This window comes from Roseburia sp. TF10-5 (assembly GCF_003462365.1).
Lineage (GTDB): Bacteria > Bacillota > Clostridia > Lachnospirales > Lachnospiraceae > Roseburia > Roseburia faecis.
In genome coordinates, this window is the sequence record NZ_QTYW01000012.1 from 39,645 (window position 1) to 65,433 (window position 25,789).

The following is a 25,789-nucleotide window of genomic DNA, read 5'->3' on the forward strand; positions in this document are numbered from 1 at the left end:
TATCCTCCTTCAATGGCTGCTATTACTGGCAGTGATCTCCAACACCCATCGGGTTGCATCGGAAATCCCTGTGCCATATGCCATACGCCCTCCGACAATCCAGAAGATTTCATCCTCCCCGGCCAGAAGCAGCTGCTCATCTCTATGCGATGCCGGAATCTTTTCATTGACGAAATAATCCTCCAGCTTCTTGTGATGTCCTGCCGCATCCAGCACAAAATAGTCTCCTTTTCGGCGGTTACGTATAGCTAAACTATCTTTTATCTTATCATAATCAAACCATTTCGTATACATTTTTCGTGGAATTTTATCGGTATTCCCATCATACGGAAACTTTTTAAACGAAAATTTCCATTCACCGGCCAGCAGATTTTCCGGCAGCCGGTCCGTATCTATCGGCAGACAGATCTTTTCCGTTTCCTTTCTTTTTCCCATGATTTCGATCACATTGTAAACTCTTGTGGCGGTCAGCCCATAGGGCAGTTTTACATATCTTCCGGTCTGTTTTTCCAGAAGGTCCGCCACTGCCTGCAAATGTGCCGCCGTAATATCTTTGCATGCCCCGGCAGCTTTCCAGACAGCTTTGCGGATCAGCCGCATCCGGACAGCCTGCGAAAGCTCTGCCAGCCCGTCCGTATCCAGTTTCACATTTTTCCTCTCCCCGGAAATAAATTTTTTCTCCAGGGAAACCGTCTCTTCTTCCAGATAATCTCTTACCTGCTGCAGCTGTTCCATCGCCGTCTGCATATGCTGTACCGCCTGCGGATTCATCTGTATCAGTTCCGGAAGCACCCTCTTTCGCATCCGGTTTCTGCTGTAGGACTCGTTGGCATTGGTACTGTCCGTACAATATCCCTGCCCCCGCTCCTCCAGAAATTGTTCGATCTGTTCCCTGCTGCACTGCAAAAAGGGACGGATATAGATTTCCCCATTTGTTCCTGTCCGCTGTGGACGCATCCCGCACAGTCCATCCAGTCCGCTTCCCCGGATCAGCTGAAACAGCATGGTCTCCGCATTGTCTTCCATATGATGCGCCAGTGCGATCCGGACGTTTCTGTCCTGCCCGGCTGCATCCGCAAACACCTGATATCGCAGAATTCGTGCCGCCTCTTCTTCTCCCAGATGATGTATTTTGGCATAACGTGGAACATCAACATTCCGGATATGACAGACAATCCCCCGTTGTTTACAGAGCTGTTCCACAAACACCGCATCATTTTTACTCTCTTCTCCACGAATTCCATGCTCCACGTGGATAACCTCAAGTGAAAAATTCATTTTCGTGGAAAGTTCATACAGAATCAGGCACAGACAGACAGAGTCCGCACCGCCGGACACTCCAACGAGTACCCTGCCTCCCTCCGGCACCATATTCCACTTTCTCATAAATTTTTCTACCTGTACGATCATTATTTCTCCCAGATTCCGCTTACCACTATTGTCATATCATCCGGTGCATGTCCTCCTGTAAAAAGCATCACATGTTCCATCAGCTTTTCAGCAAAAGTACCTGCGTTCTCTGTTTTTATCTCTTTTATCATTTCCGCGAGCTTTTCTTCCGGATTTTTCACATGTAGATATTCTAACACACCATCCGTAACCATGACAAGAAAATCCCCATGTGTGAGCTTTCTGTGGATGACATCCCCGGTACAGGACGCATCGACTCCCGCCGGAAGTGTGGACGCCCGCAGGCACTCCACCCGGTCTTTATGTTTCAGAAAAGATGCTGCTGCACCGATTTTGGTAATCGTCATCTGCCCACTGTACAGATCCAGATCCATGAAATCCAGTGTAGAGTAAGACTCACAATCACCCTGCAGAACCATTGCCGAATTCATCATGCGGATAGCTGTCTCCTGAGGAAATCCTGCTTCCATAAATTTCTGCATCAGCTCTACCACCATATCGCTCTCCCGGAATGCAGACGGTCCGCTTCCCATACCATCGGAGACACATACATGATAATGCCCATTTTCCATCGAAAACAGAGAAAAGTTATCTCCACTGACACTCGATCCCTCTTCTTTTTCCGAGGCAACCCCGGATAATGCATAAAAGCAGGTATCTTCATACGCTGTAATCATAACCGGTTCCTGTGTCAGTATGGATCTGGTATCCTCTTTCAGCCGGACCGCCATGCCTGAAGCACGCTCGAGCGCTTTTCGATAATTTTTAACAGGAATTCCGCCTCCCCACTTACTTTCCACCAAAGCGGTCACCATGCGCCGCTTTTCTTTGTCCTCATAAACATGTATCTGTTTTACATCCAGTCCCCGTTCCCTTGTCTCAAACGCAATTTTTGCCAGCAGAACACGCTCTGTCCGGTCCATACACCGGATTCCCTGATCCCAGTCCTGCAAAGCATCCGCCATCGCATCCAGCTGATCCGCGATTACCTTGCGGTTCTCCTGCAGGCGGTGATACCATGCCTCATTGAGTTCCATACGGGAAAAAGCCCAGATTGCCTCTTCCACCATCCCGGAATAACGCGGACACTCTTCCATAAAATTCTGACTTAAAATTTCTTCTTTGGTACTGTGTTGTGCAACTGCCTGCAGCATCCGGCGGATTTTTATCCAGAAATCCGGTTTCTGCTGCTCTAAACACACGACACATCCATCGCAGTCCGCACACAGCTTTCCGGTAATCTCCTGGGCAAGAATATCCAGATGATCCTGCTGTTTTGGCTTTTGCCTGCCGTCCATCGCGGCAAATGCCACGGAAAGCTCGTCAACTGCCTCTGCAAATGCATGAATCCGCCCCTGAGGATCCATTCCAACCATCGTTTCCACGCCTTCCTCTTCCACCCGGTTCTTATGTCTCTCCCGGAAAATCTGACTGCCCATTCCGATTCCATAATGGAACAATACTGCCAGTGCAAACACGATCACACCTTCGCTGATGCCAAGGATCAATGCCTTTTTCTCCATATTCAGAATCAGAAGTCCCGATGTATTCATCGCGATCGTTGTAATTCCCGCAATCATTCCTGCCGTCCATCCGCTGCAGCGCCTGTTTGCCCATATATAAAACCGGATTGCGATTCCCAGTACAAAAAGAATAAACAGATATTTTACAATCGCAGCCACCGGCATGCACCAGCCCATTCCCACAACCAGTCCTATGTATAGCAGAAAATTTCTCTTTTTATCCAGACAGCATGCCGTGTAAAATGCCGGCACCACCGGATAATATCCCATGATACATAACATACTTGCCGCCAGCCCGAATACTGCATAGATCATTTTTCCGATCAGCGATCCTATCCCCATTGTTTTCCATTGTCCTGTACGCATGATACACCTCCAAAAAATTGTTTTCGAGGGACAAGTATACACAGACAATGACGCATATTCTGTCAGATTTTCTGTGGTTTTCAAAAAAGTTTTCGCTCAAATCTTCCATCAATGCATTAAAGAAAAAGAAGAACCTGTTCAGACAGATTCTTCTTTTCTACTTCTTTTCCTTGAAGATGATTTCATTCTTATAAGTCAGTCCAAGCTTGCTTTTTGCCACATCTTCAATATATTGTGAGGATTTCATATACGTCTCAAGATCATCTATCTCCGTAGATCTCTCGGTTTCTTCCTCATACTGCTGTTGTAATTCTTTTTCTTTTGCCGCATATTCCGCATCTTTTGAACGTATCCTGCAGATCTGAACCGTCATGACAACCAAAAATGCAAGCACAATGATCATGATTCCTGCAGTACCGCTTCCACGGCGACGCTTTTTAGTTTTTCTCATGTTCTTTCTCCGATTCTTCAGGCTTCTTTCTTTTACGAAGCTTATTTAACTTTATTGTAGTCATTTCCCGGAACTTTTTCAACCTCTTTTTCAGATAATGAATCTTTTCCGTCAGATACCGCATAACAAACCGACTACAGAAACTGTAATAAATCCACGCTCCCAGAAGGCTTCCCAGGAGTACATAGCCCCGGATTTTTCCATTATTTACCTGACAGAGATGCAGAAAAAAACAAAGCGAAATGACCAGCCAGTATACCAGATCCTCTAAGGAAATCATAAAGATCCCATGCGGAAAAATTCTACGAACTACACGGATTCCGTCATATGCCGCAAATGCTATCATCCCAAACAGAAAAAAATGTACAAAAATCCTGCCCTCTTCCACTTAACCGAACCACTTTCCAAAGACACCCCGGCCAGGTGTTCCGGAATATTGAAGCATATCCACGGTTCCATCAATTTCCACTTCTTTTTTCTGCAGGTCCAGCCGGTTTACGTGAAGTTCTTTTCCCTTAATCGTCAACCGTCCGAGTTCTGTGTCAAGGATAATCTCATTTGCATCAAAATTTACAACATCCGTTACACCGGTAAAACTTCCGCTTTTCCGGTTCTGCAGGATCAGCTTATGCTGCCCTGTGCTGTTTGACTGTCCTCTTTCTTCCATACAAGCGCCCTCCTGTTAAAGAGTATGCGCCACACTTCTAGGATATGTATTCAAACAGATCTTTCGCCTGTTCTTTTTTGGTCGTATCCTGAATATCCGTAACACGCACTTTTACGGATTTCTGTCCAAACAGAATTTCTATTTCGTCTCCGACTTTTACATTGGTGGATGCCTTGGCAGGTTTTCCGTTTACCATAACACGTCCTGCATCACAGGCTTCATTGGCGACCGTTCTTCGCTTGATCAGGCGTGATACTTTTAAAAATTTATCTAATCTCATATTATTTCTCCTTATAACAGAAAAGAGAGCGTCCAATGACGCTCTCCCACATATTCCACCAGAATTAGTTCAGGGAATCCTTTAAAGCCTTACCTGCTTTAAACTTCGGTGCCTTAGAAGCTGGGATTGTGATTTCCTGCTTTGTCTGTGGGTTTCTTCCAACTCTTGCTGCTCTCTCAGAAACCTCGAAAGTACCAAATCCAACTAACTGGATCTTCTCACCCTTCTTCAGCTCCTCAGCAACAACATCTGTGAATGCCTTAACTGCTGCTTCAGCGTCTTTCTTTGAAATCTCTGCCTTCTCAGCTACTGCTGCAACTAACTCTGCTTTGTTCATGTTAAAATTCCTCCTATGGATTCCTATATTATATAATTCGAGTTCCTTCTCTCAAATTACTTACAAATCTATTTATACTTGTTTTCCATCCTTTTGTCAAGGAAAAATGCGATATTTTCGGGCTTTTGGGCACTTAAAAACAACCAAAATTCTGTCCGAAAAACCGTCATTTTGACACAAGCGAACTGGAGGATGTCATACTGGAAATCAGATCCTTGAGTGTATCAAGCTCTTCCTGCCGGTTCTTGTACTCGCTCTGACTGCTGCTTTCTGAACTGCTCTGACTGCTCCCCTGTGAGCTGCTCTGGCTGCTGCTTTCTGAGCTGCTCTGACTGCTGCCTGTTTCACTGGAATCTTCATCCGCGAGATTGATAACAATTGTCGATTTCTCCGAGTTGACATATAAGTTCCGCTTCCAGGTATCATAATCCGAAGAATATACCGTAATTGTATGGCTTCCATAGGTTAATTTCACCGGCTTCTCATAGTCCGTTTCTTTTCCGTCAATTGACAGCACCGCATCTTTTGCATCGATGACAAACTGCACCTTTCCGTAAGACGGTCCTTCGCCTTTTAAGGTGTCAAGATCCACATTTGTAGTCTCGCCACGCGTAATCGTCACTTCCGTACTGCCGCCCCATCCGTTATTGGCTACGCGAAGTTCATAGGTTCCTTCCGGCACCTGAATCTCCATATCCGGTGTAATTTCCGCAAAAATCTTTGTGCCCAGCTGCAAAAAACTTTCTTCAAACAGTTTGGTGTTGGACAGTGCAAGCGTTCCCTGTGCGGTTGTCACACGCACCGCAAGAATGTTTTTATCCCTGCCGACAACGCTTAACGTATCCCCATCCGACAAATCCGTCATCTGGATTCTTTTATCTCCGGAAAACACAATCGTGTCATCCGTATAGCGATATTTTCCATCTCCGATCTTTAGCATGTCCAGATCCGGATTTACCGAAAACCGGGTGATATTGTCGTATACCCATGCCTGATCCGAAATCCGGGCTTCCGTGAGGATTCCTTCGCTGTCTACATCCCCGATGGTCACAAGCAGACCGGGTTCAAAACTTGTCACAGGTGTCCGGTTTCCGTATTTGTCATAAAAACGGGTGCCTGTTCCGTAATAATACCGGTATTCCATTCCATCCGCATACCGGTACAGCTGGAGACTTTCCTGAATCTGATCGACTGCGGTCAGCAGAAACTCTTCGGACTTTTCCGTTTCCGTGGAATTCTCCTGTGTTTCCTGTGTATTCCGGTCTGCGATGGAATGATGAAAATAGGTAACTCCGTCATCTGTCGTCTCCTCCTGCTGTCCACATGCCACAAGCAGACACAGCCAAAAAAGCAGACTCAAATATGTAATTGTTTTTTTAATTCTGTCTCTTCTCATATCCTTAGTATAGCTCATTCTTCACAGAAAAGAAAACAAATTTTCCAGAAAATGTTCCCTTGCCGGCTCCGCTGCAATCAGCCGGTTTAATTTTTCAATATCTCTGCCGGATACCCATGCTTTATGCGAGTTACTGTAGTGATTGGATACTTTCCAGAATTTCTCTGGAAACAGAAGCAGCACATGCAGCAGCTGTTTTTCTTCCTTGCACAATTTTCTCTGCTTTTCATAAGCTTCCAGAATATGTTTTCCCATGTCCGTACTCCAACTGTTTTTTTCCAGAATCTTACGCAGATAGTTTGCCAGATCCACCATCTGTTCTCCGTAAAACAGATTTTCATAATTTACGAGCCGGACCCCCTGTGCTGTACGAAGCATATTATGCTGGTTACAATCCCCGTGACAAAACCCCCTGGTTCTCCCCTGGTCTTTTCGCTCCTGCAGCATCCCGACCGCTTCTTTCGCCTGTGCGATATAATGCGTATACTGTTCCCAGAATGACCGCTCAAACTCGTTTCGGGTTTTTCTTGACTGCACAAAATTTTTTACCAGGATCAGTTCCCGGTAATGCCGGTAATAGAGCACTGCCGGTTCATTCTTTGTATTTTTCATAAAATCCGGAATTTCCGTAACACAGGATGAAACACAGCAATGAAACCCTGCCAGCGCCTGGGCACCGGCAGCTACATCTTTCTCCCGACCTGTCTGGCATTCATTTCCCTCTACCAGATCTTTCAGCCAGAAACGCATGCCACTTTCATCCGTTACCACACACTGCCCGTCTTTTGTCAGACTGACCTGTTCCACCGGATATCCCTTTTCCTGCATGCTGCATAATATTTCGCGCACAAATTTTGCGCGTTCTGCAGATCCCCGAAACGGTGCAAGTACTTTTTTCCCCTGATCCGTCTCACAGCAAAACACACCTCTGCCTTTCGTGATCTGTTTTATTTCTATGTCATATTGCTCCAACATTACTTCCGGCTGATAATACAAAATGAAACCCCTCCCACATGACTTGAATCTATTTTCATCATATGGAAAGGGTGTCTTATTTATTCCTGTTTTGTCTGCTGCAATTGCAAAGCAAGTGCAAGCAGCGTCTCTTTATTATTCAGTTGCGGTTCATCAAGAACCTGTTCATACAGTGCCTGCAGCACTTCTCCCATTTCTTTGCCCGTTTTCATTCCCTGTGCAATCAGATCCCTGCCGTTTATGGCAAGATCCTTTTTCTGCACACACTGGTGTTCTTTTAATATCTCACGATAAGTTTCTTCGTAGGCATCAATATAGGAAAGCTTTTTCTGCCGCTCATACATGCTCTGCGCCAGTGTATCTGCACGCTTTACCGCAAACAGAGCCTCCATATTTTCCACTCCGATCCTGCTGATCGCACGGCGCACATTGCGCGGTGTCACGGCCGGACGGTCATCATGATAGCGCACGAGCAGGCATACGCGTTTTATTGTTTCGTTGTCAAACTTCAACCGCCGCAAAATAACCCGTGCCATTTCCGCCCCTTCCGCCGGATGTCCTTTAAAATGATTCTGCCCTTTTTCATCTGTCGTTACACACACCGGTTTGGCCACATCATGAAGCAACATGGTCAGGCGCAGAATCCGGTCCTGTTGGACTTCCTGCATGGCATGAATGGTATGTTCCCCCACACTGTAACAATGATGTTTCGTAATCTGCGGGGTTTCCATCATCCTGTCAAACTCCGGGAGAAATACTCTGGAAAGTCCAAGCTCATATACCGTACGCATCTCCTCCGGATGTGCAGAGGTGAACAATTTCACCATTTCGGTCTGGATTCTCTCCGCACTGACTTTCTGTAAATTGTCTGCCAGGTCTGCCACAGCCTGTCTGGTTTTCTCCTCAATGGAAAATCCAAGCTGTGCGGCAAAACGCACGGCGCGCAGCATACGCAGCGCATCCTCTCCAAACCGGTCATGCGGTATCCCCACACAACGGATCACGTGCCGTTTGAGATCCCCAATCCCGTCAAATGCATCCACCAGTCCTGCGGTATCATTATATGCCATGGCATTGATCGTAAAATCCCGGCGTTTTAAATCCTCTACCAGATTTCCCGTAAACGTCACTGTCTTCGGATGTCTGGCATCTTCATATTCCCCATCGATCCGGTAAGTTGTCACTTCATACCCCGTATGATCCAGCATAACCGTAACGGTTCCATGTGCAATGCCCGTATCAATCGTATGGGAAAACAGCGATTTCACCACCTGCGGTTTCGCGGAAGTTGTAATGTCCCAGTCCTGTGGGCTGCGTCCTAAAAGTGTATCTCTGACACATCCACCCACGGCATAGGCATCATACCCCTCCTGCTGAAGTCTGTGTATAATTTGCTTTACGTGTTCTGGTAATTGAATTTTCATAAAAATGCGTAGTGTCCTTTTTCCCCTGTTTTGACTTTATATAAAATCTCATCTGCGCTACGGATTAATTCATTAATATCTTCCTCTTTTCTCACATCCCCTGCGCTTGCAATTCCGATGGAACAGGTAATCCGCGATTTTTCGGTCGTCGTGATCGCATGGCCGAGATAATTTTCAATCTGCCGCTGGAATCCCTGCGTGGAATTGATTTTCTCATAGATTCCTTTTGCGATCTGTTCAAGGATTTCCCGGGCATCGGTATTTAAGATCATAATAAATTCATCCCCGCCATATCTGGCGACAAATCCTCTTCCCTTTACCGCCTTGCGGAAAATCTTTGCCATTTCCTTTAAAATCAGATCTCCGACGTCATGTCCGAATGTATCATTATAATGCTTGAAATTGTCCAGATCAATAAACATCAGCCCGACATGATGTGTCTTTTCTGACACACGGTAACACTCAATCATCTGCCGAATCTCTTCGTACATACCGGCACGGTTATAAATACCGGTAAGCATGTCCGTAACCGCAGCCTCCTGCAGCTTGCGGTTCATCATATAAATCTTGTCGTTTGCCTCCATGCGATTGATAGAATACTCCATCTCCCGAAAAAGCAGGGAATAGATTCTCAGGTCATCCTCGTTGAGCATGTAGCGTTCGATCGAACCATGCCAGTTATCCTTCATGCGGACATATGTGATCAGAAGGCTGGTCAGCTTTCCGTTTTTGAGAAACGGTGCTGCCACAAACGAACATACATCATCTATTCCGAAATAACCGATCGTATCCTGATGTTCCAGAAAACTGTCGCTGATCTTTGATACCGCAAACCCCTGTGGATATTCCAGCATGGTATTTCCGATCGCCGCAATGTCCGCTTCCGTCATCTCACATTTGGTATCGTTATAAAGTACATGGGCACCATCTTCATGGTAACAGATATACAATGCACAATCCAGGCTGAAATGATTCATAAACGTATTGAACGCATTCTGTACCATACCCTCTACGTTGCTTCCGTTCACATCAATCAGTTTCTGCCATGTGGAAATAAACTCCATCTGTCTCCGGGACGTTGCATAATCCTGTAAAAGGCCTTCCTGTTTGATCAGGGCTTCAATTTCTTCCTCCCGCACGGCACACGTTTGCGGATGCTCTCCCAGATCAATTTCCTTCAGGAGATTCATGGGAAGCAGCCGTGCCGCCTGGGAATTAATCTCCTCATGCTGCAAAAGCGTTGCGCGTTCCATCTGGCAGCGCTCACTGCGCCCCATTTCCTCAAACAGCTTCATTCTCTCTTTCCGGAATAAACGATAACTGAAAAACTCATTTCCCTCTGCCTGAAGCAGGAAACGCTCTGCCTGTTCAAAACTGACTAGTACCTCTTCCTTCTTTCCATCCATGCGGTTAAGCATTGCCATGGAAAATGTGTATAGAAACATATCCTCATCACACTTGGCATAGTCATGGATGATTTCCTCGTTTTCATTTTCTTTTTCTTTCTCAATAATATAATTCAGGAACTGCCGGCAGTTAAGCAAGTAACGTTCACAGTTAAACCGGTCTTTCTGCATGATGCTCACAAGTGCTAAAAGACCATATAATTTTGACAGATTACATACACGCAGACTGTTAAGATGCAGTTTTTCTATTACCTTCATCGCCATCAGCAGATCATGTTCCGCCTTCGCATAGTTCTCCTGCATAATATAATTCAGTGCACGGTTGTAAAACACTTCCGCAATATCCTCCGGAAGACGCAAATGGTAAAACACCTCAATGGCGCGGTTATAATAATGCTCCGCAAGCCGGTTTTTTCCCATGGCACTCAGATTATATCCGATGCCAGACAAAATTCTGCCCTCATAAACATCATCCCTTGATTTCATGAACTGGTATGTACGCACGGAATACAGCATGGCAATCTCATTCATACCATTCGTTGATGCAAGCATAATGTTTTTCTGATATGCATCATATACCAGCTGCTCATTTCCAATCTCTTTTGCCAGTGCCACCCCTTTACTGAAATATAAAAGAGATGCCTCGGAACGGTAGGCCCTTGCAACCATCTCCGGCCGATTATCATATGCATAAATATAAATGTGTGCCAGGTGATTCCGGTAATTGTTCTGCATCAGCTTTTCAATCAGCCCTTCATGAATCGGGATATCCTGTATACAGAAAAAAATATTGTACCAGCCGGACATACGCGCCATAACAGACAAGAGTTCCGCCTTGAATATCTGTTTCTCATTCCCACTTTTTTGTGCTTCCTCCCGGGCATACTGTGCATACATTTCCGCCTGTTGCAGTTTGCCCTGATACATCAGGCACGTTCCCTTTAAAAAGGAACATTCACTGCGGTAAAACAGATCTTTGCAAACGGATGGCAGACGCATTGCTGAATCAACCATCTCCAGTGCCTTAGAAAGCTCTGCACGCAAAATAGCGGTACGGGTATACAATAGATAAAATTCCCGCAGGGTTATATCATCCACAAAAATATCTTCAAATTTAAGTTTATATTCAAGTTTCTGCAAGTACCATTTTGCCTGGTCACAATCCAGAAACGTAATGATTGTCTCTACCTTTGCAAGCATGTGGCTGTAATTTTTCTCTTCTGCCACATCCTCCGCATTCTCCCGGTTTCTGTGTTTCCCGGAACTTCCAATATGATAAATCTGGCTACTATCTTCAAGTTTTTCCACGATTGCATCCCACATGTTGACGGCCATATCCAGCCGCGGCTGCATTTCGTTTACTCCAAGCACAATCCCGATTTCCGTACACGGTTCTGTCAGCAGCCGGTAAATAAGTTCCATGGAACTGCGTCCTGCCAGCTGGAAACGGTTAATTACAATCATAATCGGCCGGTATTCCGTGAGTTTTTTCAGCATGGCAACGATGGCTTCTGTCATGCGCCGCTGCTCATATTCCACTTCATTTAACAGCACCCCTTCTTCCCTTTTGCAGATACCATCTTCATAGTACCCTAAAAACAAAGACCGGTGCAGTTCATAAGTTCCGCATTCGCGCAAAAAAGCTTCAAAATCTCCCTTTACAAATTTGCGGAACATGTCACAGATAATGTCCAGAAAAGGCGCATATGCCCCGGACAATGTCTCATATTGCAGTTCACAACAGGCAAAAAAAACGTTATCGTCTTCCTGATAACGTTTTTTATTCTCCAGTCCGGACACAGAAAAGTCATTGTTATAGCTTGCCATAACAATGTTCTTTTCTGCGGTTCCGATTCTGTGATATACCTGTTCTATAACACCATTAAAATACTTTTCAATCATGGCTCCAACCCCCTCTTTGAAATCCATAATCCCGGCTGATTTTTAATATGCCTTGCCCCAATATACCAGCTTATGTGCCGGTTTTCCACAGCATACACAAACATCTGAAATCTGTTCCTGATCATTAAACGGCATACAGCGTGAGGTTACTGCCAGATCTTCTTTGATCTTGTCCTCACATGCCTGATCTCCGCACCACATACCACGGATGAATCCCGGTTTATTTTCTGCAATATCCTTAAATTCTTCGTAATTATGTGCATCCCAGATATGTGCATCACGATGTGCCTTTGCACGCGCAAACATATCTTTCTGAACGGTCTCTAACAGTTCCGGAATCTTTGTCTCGATCTCATCCAGGGAAACCTCAATTTTCTCTCTGGTATCTCTGCGGACAACCACACATTTATTTGCCGCAATATCTTTCGGTCCCAGTTCCACACGAAGCGGAATTCCACGCATCTCCTGCTCAGAGAATTTCCATCCCGGACTCTTATCGGAATCGTCCAGTTTTGCACGGCAGACTTTTCCCAGACGCTCACGCACTTCGTTTGCCTTATCCAGTACGCCATCCTTCTGCATCTGGATCGGGATAACCATTACCTGTGTCGGTGCTACCTTAGGTGGCAGAACCAGACCATCATTGTCGCCGTGAACCATGATGATGGCTCCGATCAGACGTGTTGTCATTCCCCACGAAGTCTGGTGTACATACTGTAATTTATTCTGTTTATCGGTATACTGGATACCAAATGCCTTTGCAAATCCATCTCCGAAGTTGTGACTGGTTCCGGACTGCAGGGCTTTTCCATCATGCATCAGTGCCTCGATGGTATAGGTGTCTTCCGCACCGGCAAATTTTTCTTTTTCTGTCTTCTGTCCGCGGACAACCGGCATGGCAAGGAACTCTTCACAGAAATCTGCATACAGATTCAGCATCTGGATGGTACGTGCCTGTGCCTCCTCTGCGGTTGCATGCGCTGTATGCCCCTCCTGCCACAGGAATTCTCTGGAACGCAGAAACGGACGGGTTTCCTTTTCCCAGCGTACTACGGAACACCACTGGTTGTACACCTTTGGCAGATCACGGTAAGACTGGATCAGATTTTTATAAAAATCGCAGAACAGTGTCTCAGAAGTAGGTCTGACGCACAGACGCTCCGGTAGCTGATTGAGTCCGCCGTAAGTCACCCATGCGACTTCCGGTGCAAATCCTTCCACATGATCCTTCTCTTTTTCCAGAAGGCTCTCCGGAATAAACATCGGCATATATACATTCTCTACGCCTGTTTCTTTGAATCTGCGGTCTAATTCATGCTGTATATTTTCCCAGATAGCATACCCATCGGGCTTGATGATCATGCAGCCCTTTACTGCGGAGTAATCAATCAGCTCTGCTTTCTTTACGACGTCGGTATACCATTGTGCAAAATCTTCCTCCATGGAAGTAATGGCTTCAACAAGTTTCTTCTCTTTCGCCATGTCTTTCTCCTTTTCTGCGACCACTGTGCGGTCATTTTTTACGTTATACTCGTGTAAGAGTTTTCCTTTTCTGCCCGCAAAATGCGCAGAAAAGCTCGAATATATAATATGACGAACACAGCCGATTGTCAAGATTTGCGTGAAGTGAAACCGCTCGATAACGGCTAAATGGGTTACTGTTCACTCAGCACCTGAATACCATTAACATTCTGTTTCGAAATTTCTCGGACTGATTTCATAGGTCATCTCTTTGCCACTGACCGGATGAACAAAATCGATATGATAACTGCACAGTGCCGGGGTTCCTCTTTCAGCCTTTCCATATTTGTGATCTCCGCAGATCGGAGTTCCAAGATGTGCAAGCTGTACACGGATCTGATGATGGCGGCCGGTATGTAAAGTAATATCCAGCAATGCAGATCCTTCTCCCTGCCTGATCACCTGATAATCAAGTACTGCTTCCTGTATCTTATTTTGTGACGTTGCTGTATGCCGTGGTTTCTGCAATTGCGACCGCTTCCCGTCTGCCGGATGCCTGATGTCTTCCCGTTCGTTCTCCCTCTGCTTCTGTTCTATTACACAGGATTTATTTTCTTTCGGTTCAAATTGTATCCAGTCCTGCAGTGTTCCTGTCTTTTCATGCCCCGTAGCCTGTTCAAAAGTTTTTCCTTCCGGCAGCCGGACTTTTGCATAATATTTTTTCCCAAAGGAATGGTCTTTTACCTGTGCCGACAATTTTGCTGCCGCCTGTTTTGTTTTTGCAAACACCATCACGCCTTCCACCGGCTGGTCCAGCCGATGGACTACACCGATAAACGGCTGTCCGGTTCCTTCCTGTGCTATGTGATTCGAAAGTATGCTGACCATGTCTTTTTGTCCCAGTTTTTTTGTCTGCGTTGCAATGCCTGCCGGTTTGTAACAGACGATCAGCTGTGCATCTTCGTATAAAATTTCCGGTTGTGTCATGATTTGTTTTTCCTTATGTTTTCTTTTCTGCTGCGCATTCTTTTTTGAGTTTTTTTTGGGGGGGTGGAAAATGAGATCTACGCAGCTTTTACTGCTCCCTATGGTTCTCTTATTCTGCTGTCTGGACATATACAATTTTTCTTTATCTTTATATCCTTCTTATTGGTGCTGTTGGGACATATACTGTTTTTCTTTATCTTTATGTCCCGACCATCTATACTGTTGGGACATATACAATTTTTCCTTGCTTCTATGTCCCTCTTTCTTTTTCTGTCGGGATATTTCAGCTATCTTTTTGCACATATGTCCCACTCTCTTTGTTTGATGGGATTTCACAGCTATCTTTTTGTGCATATGTCCCATTCTCTTTGTTTGATGGGATTTTACAGCTGCCTTTTTTGCATATGTCCCTCCTGTTCATACAATCAGGATTTATAACCGGGAATAATGATTTCCCGTGCATGTTCCACCTGCTCTTTGGTCGGCGGCTCCACATCTTCCAGTGCATAAGGAATCCCAAGTTCTTTCCATTTAAATACCCCCAGCGTGTGATATGGCAAAATTTCCACACGTTCCACGGTTTTTAACGTATCAATAAATGCACGGAGCCTGTGTAACTGCCCATCATCATCGGTAATGCCCGGCACAAGTACGTGCCGAATCCACATCGCTTTACCGTGATCCGACAGACAGGTTGCCATATCCAGAATATTTTTATTCGTCTGGCCTGTCAGTTGTTTATGCTCGTCCTCATCCATTTCCTTTATGTCGAGCATAAACAGATCCGTCACTTCCATCAGTTTTTCAAACTTAGAATAGAATGGTTTCTCACGGGTAAACGGGTTGCCCGCTGTATCCAGACAGGTATTGACGCCTTTTTCTTTGGCAAGCGTAAACAATTCTGTGACAAAATCAATCTGCAACAGTGCTTCTCCGCCACTTACGGTAATACCGCCCTTTTTGCCCCAGTATCTTTTATACCGCAGCGCCTGTTGTAAAATTTCTTCTGCGCTTTTCATTTCCCCCTCGGTTTTTGCCCAGGTATCGGGATTATGGCAGTATTTACAGCGCATATTGCAGCCCTTCAAAAAAATCAGATAACGCACGCCCGGTCCGTCTGCGGAACCGAATGTCTCAATTGAATGTATATTTCCTAGCATTGTTTTACCTCGTTTTTAACCAAACCAATAAAAGCATCGAATTATCATTTCATTAGTATGTGCAAATTATATCATAAAAACAGGGCTAATACACAAATATTCATTCATGTATTAACCCTGATTTCTTATTCATTCCAACGGATATGATCTACGAATTACTCCGTTGCTTCGCAACTCTCGTGACCCCTTAGATCCTATTACATATGATCGTGGCAGGTACGTGCGATAACGTCCATCTGCTGCTCTTTGGTCAGATCAATGAACTTCACAGCGTAACCGGATACACGGATGGTGAAGTTTGCGTACTCTTCTTTCTCCGGATGCTCCATAGCGTCGATAAGCTTCTCCTTGCCAAACACGTTAACATTGAGGTGATGCGCACCCTGGTCAAAATATCCGTCCATAACGTTTACAAGGTTCTCAATACGCTCGCCTTCTTCATTTCCAAGTGCACCAGGGTTGATGGTCTGGGTATTGGAAATTCCGTCAAGTGCCCACTCATACGGGATCTTTGTCAGAGAGTTCAGGGAAGCAAGAAGTCCGCTCTTCTCTGCGCCGTAGCTTGGGTTAGCTCCCGGTGAAAGTGGCTCGCCAGCCTTACGTCCGTCTGGCATTGCTCCTGTAGCTTTACCATATACAACGTTGGAAGTAATGGTAAGGATAGAAGTTGTAGGCTCAGAATCACGGTAAGTGTGATGCTTCTTTAACTTATCCATGAATGTCTGTAACAGCCATACTCCGATATCATCGGCACGGTCATCATCGTTACCGTATCTTGGGAAGTCTCCCTCGATCTCGAAGTCTTTTGCAATTCCGTTCTCGTCACGGATAGCTTTAACCTTTGCGTACTTGATTGCGGAAAGGGAATCGATTACGTGTGAGAAACCTGCAATACCGGTTGCGAACGTTCTCTTCAGATCAGTATCCATCAGAGAAAGTTCTGCTGCTTCATAGTAATATTTGTCATGCATATACTGGATCAGGTTTAAGGTATTTACATAAATATCTACTAACCAGTCCATCATCTTATCGTACTTCTCCATGACTTCATCATAATCAAGGTACTCAGATGTAATTGGCTTGTAATCCGGTCCTACCTGCTGGCCGGTCTTCTCATCCACACCACCGTTGATTGCATACAGGAGACACTTTGCAAGGTTTGCACGGGCACCGAAGAACTGCATTTCCTTACCTGTCTGTGTAGCAGATACACAGCAGCAGATGGCATAATCATCGCCCCATACCGGTTTCATAGCGTCATCGTTCTCATACTGGATGGAACTTGTATCAATAGAGATACGTGCTGCATAATCCTTGAATGCTTCCGGAAGTCTGGAAGAATATAATACGGTAAGGTTTGGCTCCGGAGCCGGTCCCATGTTCTCTAATGTATGCAGGAAACGGAAGTCGGACTTTGTAACCATGGAACGTCCGTCTACGCCTGTACCCGCAACGTCAAGTGTTGCCCAGACCGGATCACCTGAGAACAGCTGGTTGTAAGAAGGAATACGTGCGAATTTTACCATGCGAAGCTTCATGGTAAAGTGGTCAACCAATTCCTGTACTTCCTGCTCTGTGATGATGCCTTTCTTTAAGTCTCTCTCGAAGTAGATATCCAGGAATGTGGAAACACGACCAACGGACATTGCTGCACCGTTCTGTGTCTTGATTGCTGCAAGGTATCCAAAGTATAACCACTGTACGGCTTCCTTTGCGTTTGTTGCAGGTCTGGAAATATCGTATCCGTAGATCTCTGCAAGCTTCTTCATATCCTCTAAACACTTGATCTGCTCGGCGATCTCTTCTCTTAAACGGATCACATTGTCTGTCATCTCACCACAGCCACAGTTTGCCTTATCTTTCTTCTTCTCCTCGATGAGGTGGTCGATACCGTATAAAGCAACACGGCGGTAATCACCAACAATACGTCCGCGTCCGTATGTATCCGGCAGACCTGTTAAGATCTTATTGTGACGTACTTTCATCATCTCCGGTGTGTAAGCATCGAATACGGCTGTGTTGTGTGTCTTGTGATACTTGGTAAAAATCTCCTTTAATTGGTCACTTACCTGATATCCGTATGTCTCACATGCCTGAACAGCCATCTTGATTCCACCGTAAGGCATGAATGCACGCTTTAACGGCTTGTCTGTCTGTAAACCTACAATTGTCTCTAAATCCTTTAAAGATTCATCAATATATCCCGGACCATAAGCTGTAATACCGGTTACAACCTCGGTCTCCATATCGAGGACTCCGCCCTTTGCGCGCTCTTCCTTCTGCAGTTTCTGCAGTGCTCCCCAAAGTTTATTGGTAGCCTCTGTAGGTTCTGCAAGGAAATCCTCGTTACCATCATATGGTGTGTAGTTATCCTGAATGAACTGGCGGACATTAATCTCTTCTTTCCAAAGACGTCCTTCGAATCCATCCCACTCTTTCATTTCTAACATGGTGATCCTCCTTCTCTTATTGGTTAGTATTCTCTAATCATTGATAGATTACACTAACGTTCATCATTTTGTCAATACCCACGCATGTCTTTATTTTCGTACAATATATTTACCAAAAACCGGAAAATATAAATGAACGCAAAAAACCGCCTGGGTTTTTTATCTTTTGCCCAGACGGTACGGCTCATGCCTTTGTTATACTTCACGTGGTGCTCCACATTATCCGTCAGTCATATAACAAAGTCATTATAAGTCATATGATATTTTTTATCAAGTAGCACTTTTGTCCCATTTTATGAAATAACTACCATTCTTTCATACTGTTATAGTATCCGGTAATCGCACGGCTGTTTTTCCGCACCGCCTTTGCCTGTCTGTGAATTGTGGCAAACTTTTCACGCATCAGTTCTTTGTTGCGGGCTTCCTGCGCCTGAATCTTGACACTTTTGTCCGTTACCCGGCGAATGCACTGCTGCATGTCACGAATTTCCTTTGCATAATCTTCACGGTTCTGATCCAGTTCTTCTGCCACCTGTGCATAGAGCTTCTCAAAACCACTGTCCAGCTGGTTCAGCTGATCAATACACGCACTTTTTGCCTCCACGGTTTCATCAAACACATCAAACGGGCATTCCGGATCCGTCAGGGTATCTTTCTGCCGGTCATCCAGGCGGATAATTTCATCCAGAACCTGTTCCTTTTTTTTCAGGCTCTGCAGCATAATTGCAATATATGTATCTGGCATACTGTCTCCTGCCGGCATTACGCTACCGGTTCCTTTGTCTTGATATTGTTTCCGTTTGCGGTCTTTGCCATAACTTCTTTCCATGTATCCCGCATGGTACGGAGATGACCAAGCACTTCCTCTAAGATATCCTTGTCCTTTTTCATGTTGGCCTCTAACAATCTCTGTAACAGATAGGTATAGACCGCATCAAAATCTTTGGCAACTGCATATTTGTGGTCGAGAGTTATCTGAAACTCCCGAATGATATTCTCTGCCTTTCGGATATTGTTATGCGCCTTTTCAATATCGCCCTTTTCAATCGCTACAATCGCAATGTTTGTAAATTTAATAGCTCCCTCATAGAGTAACAGCGTCAGTTCTGCCGGTGTTGCCGTCTGGATCTTACTGTTGTTATACGCTGCATATGGATTTTTCTGAATCATCCTGATTCCCCCTATTATTTCCTGTATATTTTATTTTGCAAAAGATTGCCCTGCATGATACTGATTAACTGCTGAACATACCTGAAAGAAAACTTGTCTGGCTGTTTAACTTGGAAAGCGCAGTCTCCATCTTGGAGAATTTCTTGTAATAATAATCTTCTTTATCCGAAATTTTTGTCTCCCACTCTGCAATGGTCTTCGTATAGCTTGTATACTGGGAAGTCATCTCCTTATCATTGTAAATGCTGTATCTGCTTCGCAGGGAATTAGTCTGCATCTGCTTGTCGATTGCCGTATACAGATTGGTCGACAACTGCTTCATGAAATCAATCACGGTATCCGGATCACTGCTTAATGCAGCCATCAGCTTATCTTTATTTCCTGATGTATTTTCATCATCCTCATCACCGTCAATATGATAAGCATTCTGCTCATTCTCTGCCGAATTCATATAACCAAGTGTACTGATTCCAAAACTGGAAAGCGAAAAATTCTTTCCATTGATGGAAATTGCCTTGGTCATGGAAGTCGTCATGGCATTCATAATCGTGCTCAGATTGGAATCACGGCGAAGCAGGGAGTCCTTGATCTTTGTCTCCCACTTTTCTACTTCCGAATCAGACATCTGCGACTTCTCATCATCTGTCAATGGCTCGTAATTCTTTGCAGAATCTGCGTTATACAGTTTCGTCATCTTGTTGATGATATTGTTGTAACTAGTAATAAAATCCTTGATCTTGTCATAGATTCCCTGTGTATCGGTCGTTGTGGAAATAGAAACTGCCTTGCTGTCATCTAAGGCATCGACATCGACATTTTCAAGATCATCGACTTTGTCTGTCACTCCATTGACGGAAATGGATAATCCATTGATAGAAAAATTATTCGTTGTACTGGTATATTTTACGCCATTTAAAACAATAACCGCATCGCTTCCGTCAAGCTTCTTTGCCGTATCGCCCAAACCCAGTGCGTTTAATAATGTTGTAGAATTTGTATCGCTGCTGTCCGCAGTAATATTAAAATCCGTTGCATATCCGGAATCTGAAGAACTCAGATAAAAGCGTCTGTTTCCGGCATCAAAATTTGCATTCAGTCCCGCATCCTTCAGCTGGTTTACAACGTCACTGATTGTGCTGTCTTTTCCTACTTTGATCTGTTTTGTGGTTCCGGATGCAGAATTATTTGCCGGTCCCACATTAAAGGTAATTTCATCTGCTGTAACACCCAGATCCGAAAGCTTTGTAGACGTAGTAACTTTCTCGTTGGCTGTTGTCTTAATCTCAGCCCCCGTCAGATAACCCGACTGTGCAGTAGAAAGCACATGCAGTTTCTGTGTTCCGACAGTCGCATTTCCGCTCGCACTGACGGTTGCCTTCGTGCTGTCGGACGATGTTGTCTTTTTGGTATTGTATCCGCTGTCAAACCGCAGATTACCAACACTCTTATAAAAACTGTTTACTTCCTTATTCAGACTTTTCCAGATCTCCTGCTTCCAGCCAAGTTTTGTCCGCTCTTTTTCGTATTTTTCCTTTTTGGTACTGTATGCAGAAACGAGTTCTTTTACGATAGAATCGGTATCCAGTCCGGACACCATACCTGTCATTCTGATTGGCATAATTTTTCCTCCCCTTTTTTATCTTTTTTCATCTACCATAAGGCCTGCAAGTTCCCACACCTTTGCAATCATATCCAGTGTTTTCTCCGGTGGGATCTCTTTGAGTACTTTTTTGGTATCTTTATCAATAATTTTTATGGTCACACGATTGGTTGCCTCATGAATGCCGAATATTGCTTCCGAGTTGACCGCCTTTTTATTCATTTCATCCACGGCTTTTTTGATCTGCGCATTTGTATTCCGCTGATCTGCTCCCTGGGAAGTGTTTACGTTCTCCTCACCAGCCTGCTTTATATTCTCCGATACGATGCCCTTTTCAGTTGCATCGGTCTCTGCTGCTTTTACCGCAGAATCTGTTTTGGGCTGGCTTTCTGCAGATGACACACTTCCCTGATACGTCATTCCTGCACCTTTAATAGCCTCCATTGCCATGATGATTACCTCCTGTCTCCATCATCCGCTGCCGGTTATGCCGGCTGCATAGCCAATCTATTACTGTCATTCTATAAATAATTATCGGAGCGTGTCAGTAAAAACTTAACACCCTCCGATTGTTTTTCCGATTTATCCAAGAATTCCTTTTAATGCTTCGATGCCATCAAGGCTGATTGCCTCCTGGTTTTCTTTCTGAATCTGAAGATACACTTCCTTACGGTATACCGGAACATCTTTCGGTGCCGTAATTCCAAGTTTGATCTGATCTCCCCGGATTTCAAGTACGGTGATCTCGATATTGTTGTTGATTACAAGGGCCTCCCCCTTTTTTCTTGTCAATGCCAGCATATCTTATTCACCCGCCTTTTCTTTCTTTGCCTTAAGCACATCATATACTTTGTATTTTACCGGATAATCATCCTCCACTATCATCTGTACCCCTTTGCGGTTATCCATATTGATCACAACCGGTGCTTTCAGGTTTACGGAAAAATCTTCTATATTTTTCGGAACCGTTACCGTCACAAGAATATATGTGTTTTCCGGTGTCAGCTTTCCGAGTGGTGCAATCATTTCCTCACTTACATTCGGGTTGTAATCTTCCTTGACGATATGCGGCATCATAACCGGAAATGCAATGTCCGGATCATCCATCGACTGCAGCCACATAATGGAATTGTATTTTTTTTCTTTCTCTTCATCATAAATCAGTGCAAAATGATTGAGATCCGGAAAACCGATCATACCTTTCTCTAACGTGATGATTTTATCATCCTCTATTTCAATTTTTCCAAAAATACGTGAATCAGCCTTCATGGTCTTTCTCCTTCGCTCCGCGTTTTTATAAATAGTTCAGTAATGTCTGGCTTCCAACTTTCGATGCAGCTGTCAGACTGGACGTATATGCGTTGTAAGCAGCATAGTAATCAATGATAATATCCGAAATGTCACGGTTATCATTGTTAGACTTCAATTCTTCTACCGTCTCTTTCTGGTTTTCCACACGGGTCTTTGTCAGCTCCACGCGCTGCTGCAATCCGCCCACATTGGTATGTGCCACATTTACTTTATTCAGGTATCCGTCAAAATTTGAGATAAACTGCTGGTAGGTTTTTGACAGATTATCGTCTGCATAGGTAGCTTCTTTATTGGCAGCATCCAGATAGGTCTGAAGTTTCTTCTGGCTCTCTTCATCCGAATACTTATCCATAGACATCATCTTTTCAATTTGTGAAACTTTGTCATGTGCCTGTGTGGAAGCAGAAACAAGCGTCATCATCTCTGTCATGTCCCGCCCAATGTCAGTGCTTAAAACATCGCTCGCCTGTGTATTTGCCGCGAGCATGATTCCACTGGAAATTTCGAAATTGATCGGCTGATCTTCCTTGGTATACTGTACTGCTTTCTGCATATCCGGAGTTTTCATCTTACAGTCATAGTAATATTCCGGCCGTGCCTCTCCAGCATCAAATCCGGTTTTGGTGTACGTGATGCTAAGATCTGCCTTTTCCCTCTTTAATGTATTGGACAAATCTTTTCCGAGAATCATTTCACCGGTATCTTTGATAAATACCATGTCATTGTCTCCGACTTTGGCTTCTCCATTGTTCGCCTTAAGCCACTCCTCTTTGGATTCGTACATGGTAAACGTACTGCCGGTTGCTGCCCCATTCTCATCTACAAATTGTCCTCTAGTCTGTCCCGGTGCAAGGTCTAATTCCACTTTCTTTCCTGCAGCTGTCGTATAACTCATACTGGAAATCGGATCAATTGCTCCCGTTCCATCCGAATTATCTTTTCCGTTAATCTTTCCATACGCCAGACGCAGCCGGTCGTAGGTATTTTCCCCGATGGAAATCGTTTCATCAAAACTGTTTGTGGCATCCGTCGGTACATCTACGCTTCCGTATGTGTAGCGTGCCTCGGAAATATCTTTATAGGATAATTTCTGATCAATCGTGTAGGATGTAGTTTCTTCATCCGTCTTAAATGTCAGCTGCTCGGTCGTACGATATCCGGTAAATACCGTTCTGCCGGAAAAATCTGCATTTCCCTCTGCATAAATCTGATCACTTAAAGATTTCAGCTGATTCAGAATCGTTTTACGGTCATCTTCTTTTAAGGTATCCGTTGCCCCTTTGACACATAATGAGCGGACATCCGTCAGGATTGTTTTCATATTTTCCAGCGCCGTATCCGTCACATTCAGCCAGGAATTGGCATCCGAAATGTTATTGTTCAGATACTGGTCAATATGGGACAGACTGGTCTGCATACGCAGGGAACGAATCGCAATGACCGGATCATCCGACGGTTTATTGATCTTCTTCTGCGTTGTCATCTGGGTATTATATTTATCCACAAGCACCTTATTTGCATTAATATTGCTCTTTGTGTTGCTTGTGATCATATTATTGGTAACTCTCATAGGATCTCCCTCCTAAGTTTTATGCTGTCAGCTCACACGGTTTCGTCCGCAGGCATCATACCACCCCGGTCTCATTGATCAGTTTGTCATACATCTCCGACATCACGGAAATCACCTTAGATGCCAGATTGTATGCATTCTGGAATTTGATCAGGTTCATCGCTTCCTCGTCTTCATCCACACCGGATACCGAGGCACGCTGTGTCGCGATCGCGGTAGACAGGTTCGAATAATTATTGGAACTTGTTGTTGTCTTGTTCACGTCAACCGTCACATCTGAAATCAGTGTTTCGAGAAACGTCTCCGCAGAATCCCCGCGGAACATCCGCACATCCTTCTGCAGCTTCAAAAGATCCTCAACGGTATCGTATTTCGCCTCCCCCTGTGTAATCTGGGTTGACGTTGCAAAGTAGTTGGGATCCTTTAATGATTTGCTGTTTACTGCAAGGGTTGTCGCTGTAAACTGATAATAGCTGTCCCCGTCGGATGACAGTTCAATATCCTTTGTCCATCCGTCTTTCTTTGCCGCCTGTACTTTCGCATCCCACGAATCTGCATCAAACGTGTTTCCGGTTGGGGAAGTTCCCACAAAAAAGGCTCCCATTTTATCGCCATCTAATGTAACACCCTGTTTTTCAATATCATTGAATGCCTGGGTAAAATTACGCAGGAACTCATTGATCTGATTCTGATAATATGGAATTCCCATTGCATCCATGGAAGAACCGGTTGTCAGATAATTGCTCTGCCCGTCTCCCTTGACACGGTCAGCTTCTGCCTGATCTGCCATCTGGGATTCCGGGGCAAGCTTAAATGTTACACTGTTTACCCCGTTTTCACCGACTTTTGCTGTCCATCCATCATAGTAATAAAACTTATTATTTACCATAATCCGGCCCTTATTCGCCAGTGACAGTTCATTCACTTTTGTATCCGGAATCTTTATCGTAATAGAAGACAGATCTGCATCCGAGACCGTTCCCTTCATATTTTCATTGTTATTTCCGTCACGGATCATAAACAATGCCTTGAGGCTTCCGTTGGCACTGGCACCTTTGGCATTAAATTCCATTCCGGTATCTTCCCAGGTAATGGCATACATGCCCTCGGCATCCATCTGATTGTTCAGATACTTTGAAGAGGTGCATTTTAATGTCCGGTAATCGTTTCCGTCTACAAGTGTCTGTCCGTTGATATATACGCGGTAATTGGTTCCTCCTAAGTTTTGTCCGTTGGAGTTTGTCACCTCGAATTCTTTCGTCTCTACATCTGCAATCCCTGAAAGCTCATCAATCAGATTCGCGCGTTGGTCGCGCAGCTCATTTGCATGCCCACCACGCACTTCAATATTGTTAATCTGCTTGTTTAACACCGAAATTTTCTCTGCAATGGAATTAATATTATCCACAGAAGCCTTGATCTCTTCGTTGGTATCTTCCTGAATATCTGTCAGGCTCTTGGACAAAGCATTAAAATAAGTGCAAAGGCTCTGTGCCTGATGAATAAACTGATTGCGGACGGCTTTCACTTCTCCCTGTGTCTTTAAGGTATCCAGATCCTTAAACATCTGGGAAAAAATACTGGAAAATCCTTTCTGCGATTGCTCATCATCCCGGAAGATTGTCTGGACCTGATCCACATAATACAGTTTCTGTTCGAAAAATCCCCGGCTTGAATTACTCTGCCAGTATTTTTCATCATAATAGAGATTTCGCTCCTGTGTCACGGAAGTCACTTCCACACCGGTTCCGACACTACCATATCTGGTATATACACGAATCGGATCGGTTGCGGACAGATTTGCCGTCTGTCTGGTATATCCTTTTGTCTGCACATTTGCAACGTTGTTTGCCGCTGTATTCACTGAAGTCTGAAATGCCGACAAAGCACTTGCCCCGATATTCAATCCAAAAAACTGTGATGGCATAACTACGCCTCCTTAT

23 protein-coding genes and 1 riboswitch are annotated in these 25,789 nt (G+C 44.6%); all 23 genes read right to left on the minus strand.

The features are described 5' to 3' along the window. Positions 1-9: 9 nt before the first annotated feature. Positions 10-1,410 (minus strand): tRNA lysidine(34) synthetase TilS, encoded by a 1,401-nt coding sequence (gene tilS / locus DXD06_RS11330; RefSeq protein ID WP_117831908.1) that lies wholly within the window; start codon positions 1,408-1,410, stop codon positions 10-12. Beyond that, on the minus strand, positions 1,410-3,299 hold the full coding sequence (locus DXD06_RS11335; protein WP_117831910.1) for a SpoIIE family protein phosphatase: 1,890 nt from the start codon (positions 3,297-3,299) through the stop codon (positions 1,410-1,412). The genes tilS and DXD06_RS11335 overlap by 1 nt, the downstream gene beginning before the upstream one ends. Before the next feature lie 157 nt (positions 3,300-3,456). Then, on the minus strand, positions 3,457-3,750 hold the full coding sequence (locus DXD06_RS11340) for an FtsB family cell division protein (protein ID WP_022045260.1): 294 nt from the start codon (positions 3,748-3,750) through the stop codon (positions 3,457-3,459). After that, positions 3,737-4,138 carry a spore cortex biosynthesis protein YabQ gene (yabQ, locus tag DXD06_RS11345; RefSeq protein ID WP_055067443.1) on the minus strand — a complete coding sequence of 134 codons (402 nt, stop codon included), beginning with the start codon at positions 4,136-4,138 and terminating at the stop codon, positions 3,737-3,739. The genes DXD06_RS11340 and yabQ overlap by 14 nt, the downstream gene beginning before the upstream one ends. Then, entirely contained in the window at positions 4,139-4,417 is a 279-nt protein-coding gene (gene yabP, locus DXD06_RS11350) for a sporulation protein YabP (protein ID WP_022045258.1), read from the minus strand. It lies immediately after the preceding gene. 37 nt (positions 4,418-4,454) lie between these two features. Next, positions 4,455-4,697 carry an RNA-binding S4 domain-containing protein gene (locus tag DXD06_RS11355; RefSeq protein ID WP_022045257.1) on the minus strand — a complete coding sequence of 81 codons (243 nt, stop codon included), beginning with the start codon at positions 4,695-4,697 and terminating at the stop codon, positions 4,455-4,457. Positions 4,698-4,761: 64 nt separating this feature from the next. Further along, positions 4,762-5,034, minus strand: a complete 273-nt coding sequence (locus DXD06_RS11360; protein WP_022045256.1) for an HU family DNA-binding protein — start codon at positions 5,032-5,034, stop codon at positions 4,762-4,764. A 166-nt stretch (positions 5,035-5,200) separates the two neighbouring features. Continuing rightward, the gene (locus tag DXD06_RS11365) at positions 5,201-6,430 is read right to left on the minus strand and encodes an S-layer protein (protein ID WP_147343626.1); all 1,230 of its coding nucleotides are present in this window, start codon (positions 6,428-6,430) and stop codon (positions 5,201-5,203) included. Between the two features lie 21 nt (positions 6,431-6,451). Beyond that, positions 6,452-7,426, minus strand: a complete 975-nt coding sequence (locus DXD06_RS11370; protein WP_117831914.1) for a phosphotransferase — start codon at positions 7,424-7,426, stop codon at positions 6,452-6,454. Positions 7,427-7,485: 59 nt separating this feature from the next. After that, positions 7,486-8,829: a CCA tRNA nucleotidyltransferase gene (locus tag DXD06_RS11375; RefSeq protein ID WP_117831916.1), complete on the minus strand. Its 1,344-nt coding sequence runs from the start codon at positions 8,827-8,829 to the stop codon at positions 7,486-7,488. After that, positions 8,826-12,137 (minus strand): tetratricopeptide repeat-containing diguanylate cyclase, encoded by a 3,312-nt coding sequence (locus DXD06_RS11380; protein ID WP_117831918.1) that lies wholly within the window; start codon positions 12,135-12,137, stop codon positions 8,826-8,828. The genes DXD06_RS11375 and DXD06_RS11380 overlap by 4 nt, the downstream gene beginning before the upstream one ends. Before the next feature lie 42 nt (positions 12,138-12,179). Then, a complete protein-coding gene (proS, locus tag DXD06_RS11385; protein ID WP_022045251.1) occupies positions 12,180-13,619 on the minus strand; it encodes a proline--tRNA ligase in 1,440 nt (479 codons plus the stop codon). A 201-nt stretch (positions 13,620-13,820) separates the two neighbouring features. After that, positions 13,821-14,585 (minus strand): RluA family pseudouridine synthase, encoded by a 765-nt coding sequence (locus DXD06_RS11390; protein WP_117831959.1) that lies wholly within the window; start codon positions 14,583-14,585, stop codon positions 13,821-13,823. A gap of 425 nt (positions 14,586-15,010) precedes the next feature. Continuing rightward, positions 15,011-15,745 carry a pyruvate formate-lyase-activating protein gene (gene pflA / locus DXD06_RS11400; protein WP_022045249.1) on the minus strand — a complete coding sequence of 245 codons (735 nt, stop codon included), beginning with the start codon at positions 15,743-15,745 and terminating at the stop codon, positions 15,011-15,013. A 197-nt stretch (positions 15,746-15,942) separates the two neighbouring features. After that, positions 15,943-18,195, minus strand: a complete 2,253-nt coding sequence (gene pflB, locus DXD06_RS11405; protein WP_117831921.1) for a formate C-acetyltransferase — start codon at positions 18,193-18,195, stop codon at positions 15,943-15,945. A 161-nt stretch (positions 18,196-18,356) separates the two neighbouring features. Then, a riboswitch (ZMP/ZTP riboswitch) is annotated at positions 18,357-18,439 on the minus strand. A 60-nt stretch (positions 18,440-18,499) separates the two neighbouring features. Continuing rightward, positions 18,500-18,940, minus strand: a complete 441-nt coding sequence (flgN, locus tag DXD06_RS11410; RefSeq protein WP_022045247.1) for a flagellar export chaperone FlgN — start codon at positions 18,938-18,940, stop codon at positions 18,500-18,502. Positions 18,941-18,957: 17 nt separating this feature from the next. After that, positions 18,958-19,365 (minus strand): flagellar export chaperone FliS, encoded by a 408-nt coding sequence (fliS, locus tag DXD06_RS11415; RefSeq protein WP_022045246.1) that lies wholly within the window; start codon positions 19,363-19,365, stop codon positions 18,958-18,960. A 64-nt stretch (positions 19,366-19,429) separates the two neighbouring features. Then, complete coding sequence (gene fliD / locus DXD06_RS11420) at positions 19,430-20,983, minus strand: flagellar filament capping protein FliD (RefSeq protein ID WP_117831923.1); 1,554 nt, start codon at positions 20,981-20,983, stop codon at positions 19,430-19,432. 18 nt (positions 20,984-21,001) lie between these two features. Beyond that, positions 21,002-21,415: a flagellar protein FlaG gene (locus tag DXD06_RS11425; protein ID WP_117831925.1), complete on the minus strand. Its 414-nt coding sequence runs from the start codon at positions 21,413-21,415 to the stop codon at positions 21,002-21,004. Positions 21,416-21,547: 132 nt separating this feature from the next. After that, positions 21,548-21,766, minus strand: coding sequence for a carbon storage regulator CsrA (gene csrA, locus DXD06_RS11430; protein WP_022045243.1), 219 nt, complete (start codon positions 21,764-21,766; stop codon positions 21,548-21,550). A gap of 3 nt (positions 21,767-21,769) precedes the next feature. Beyond that, complete coding sequence (fliW, locus tag DXD06_RS11435) at positions 21,770-22,234, minus strand: flagellar assembly protein FliW (RefSeq protein ID WP_022045242.1); 465 nt, start codon at positions 22,232-22,234, stop codon at positions 21,770-21,772. Between the two features lie 25 nt (positions 22,235-22,259). Continuing rightward, positions 22,260-23,846: a flagellin N-terminal helical domain-containing protein gene (locus DXD06_RS11440; RefSeq protein ID WP_117831927.1), complete on the minus strand. Its 1,587-nt coding sequence runs from the start codon at positions 23,844-23,846 to the stop codon at positions 22,260-22,262. A 55-nt stretch (positions 23,847-23,901) separates the two neighbouring features. Next, a complete protein-coding gene (gene flgK / locus DXD06_RS11445; RefSeq protein ID WP_117831929.1) occupies positions 23,902-25,773 on the minus strand; it encodes a flagellar hook-associated protein FlgK in 1,872 nt (623 codons plus the stop codon). Between the last annotated feature and the right edge of the window lie 16 nt (positions 25,774-25,789).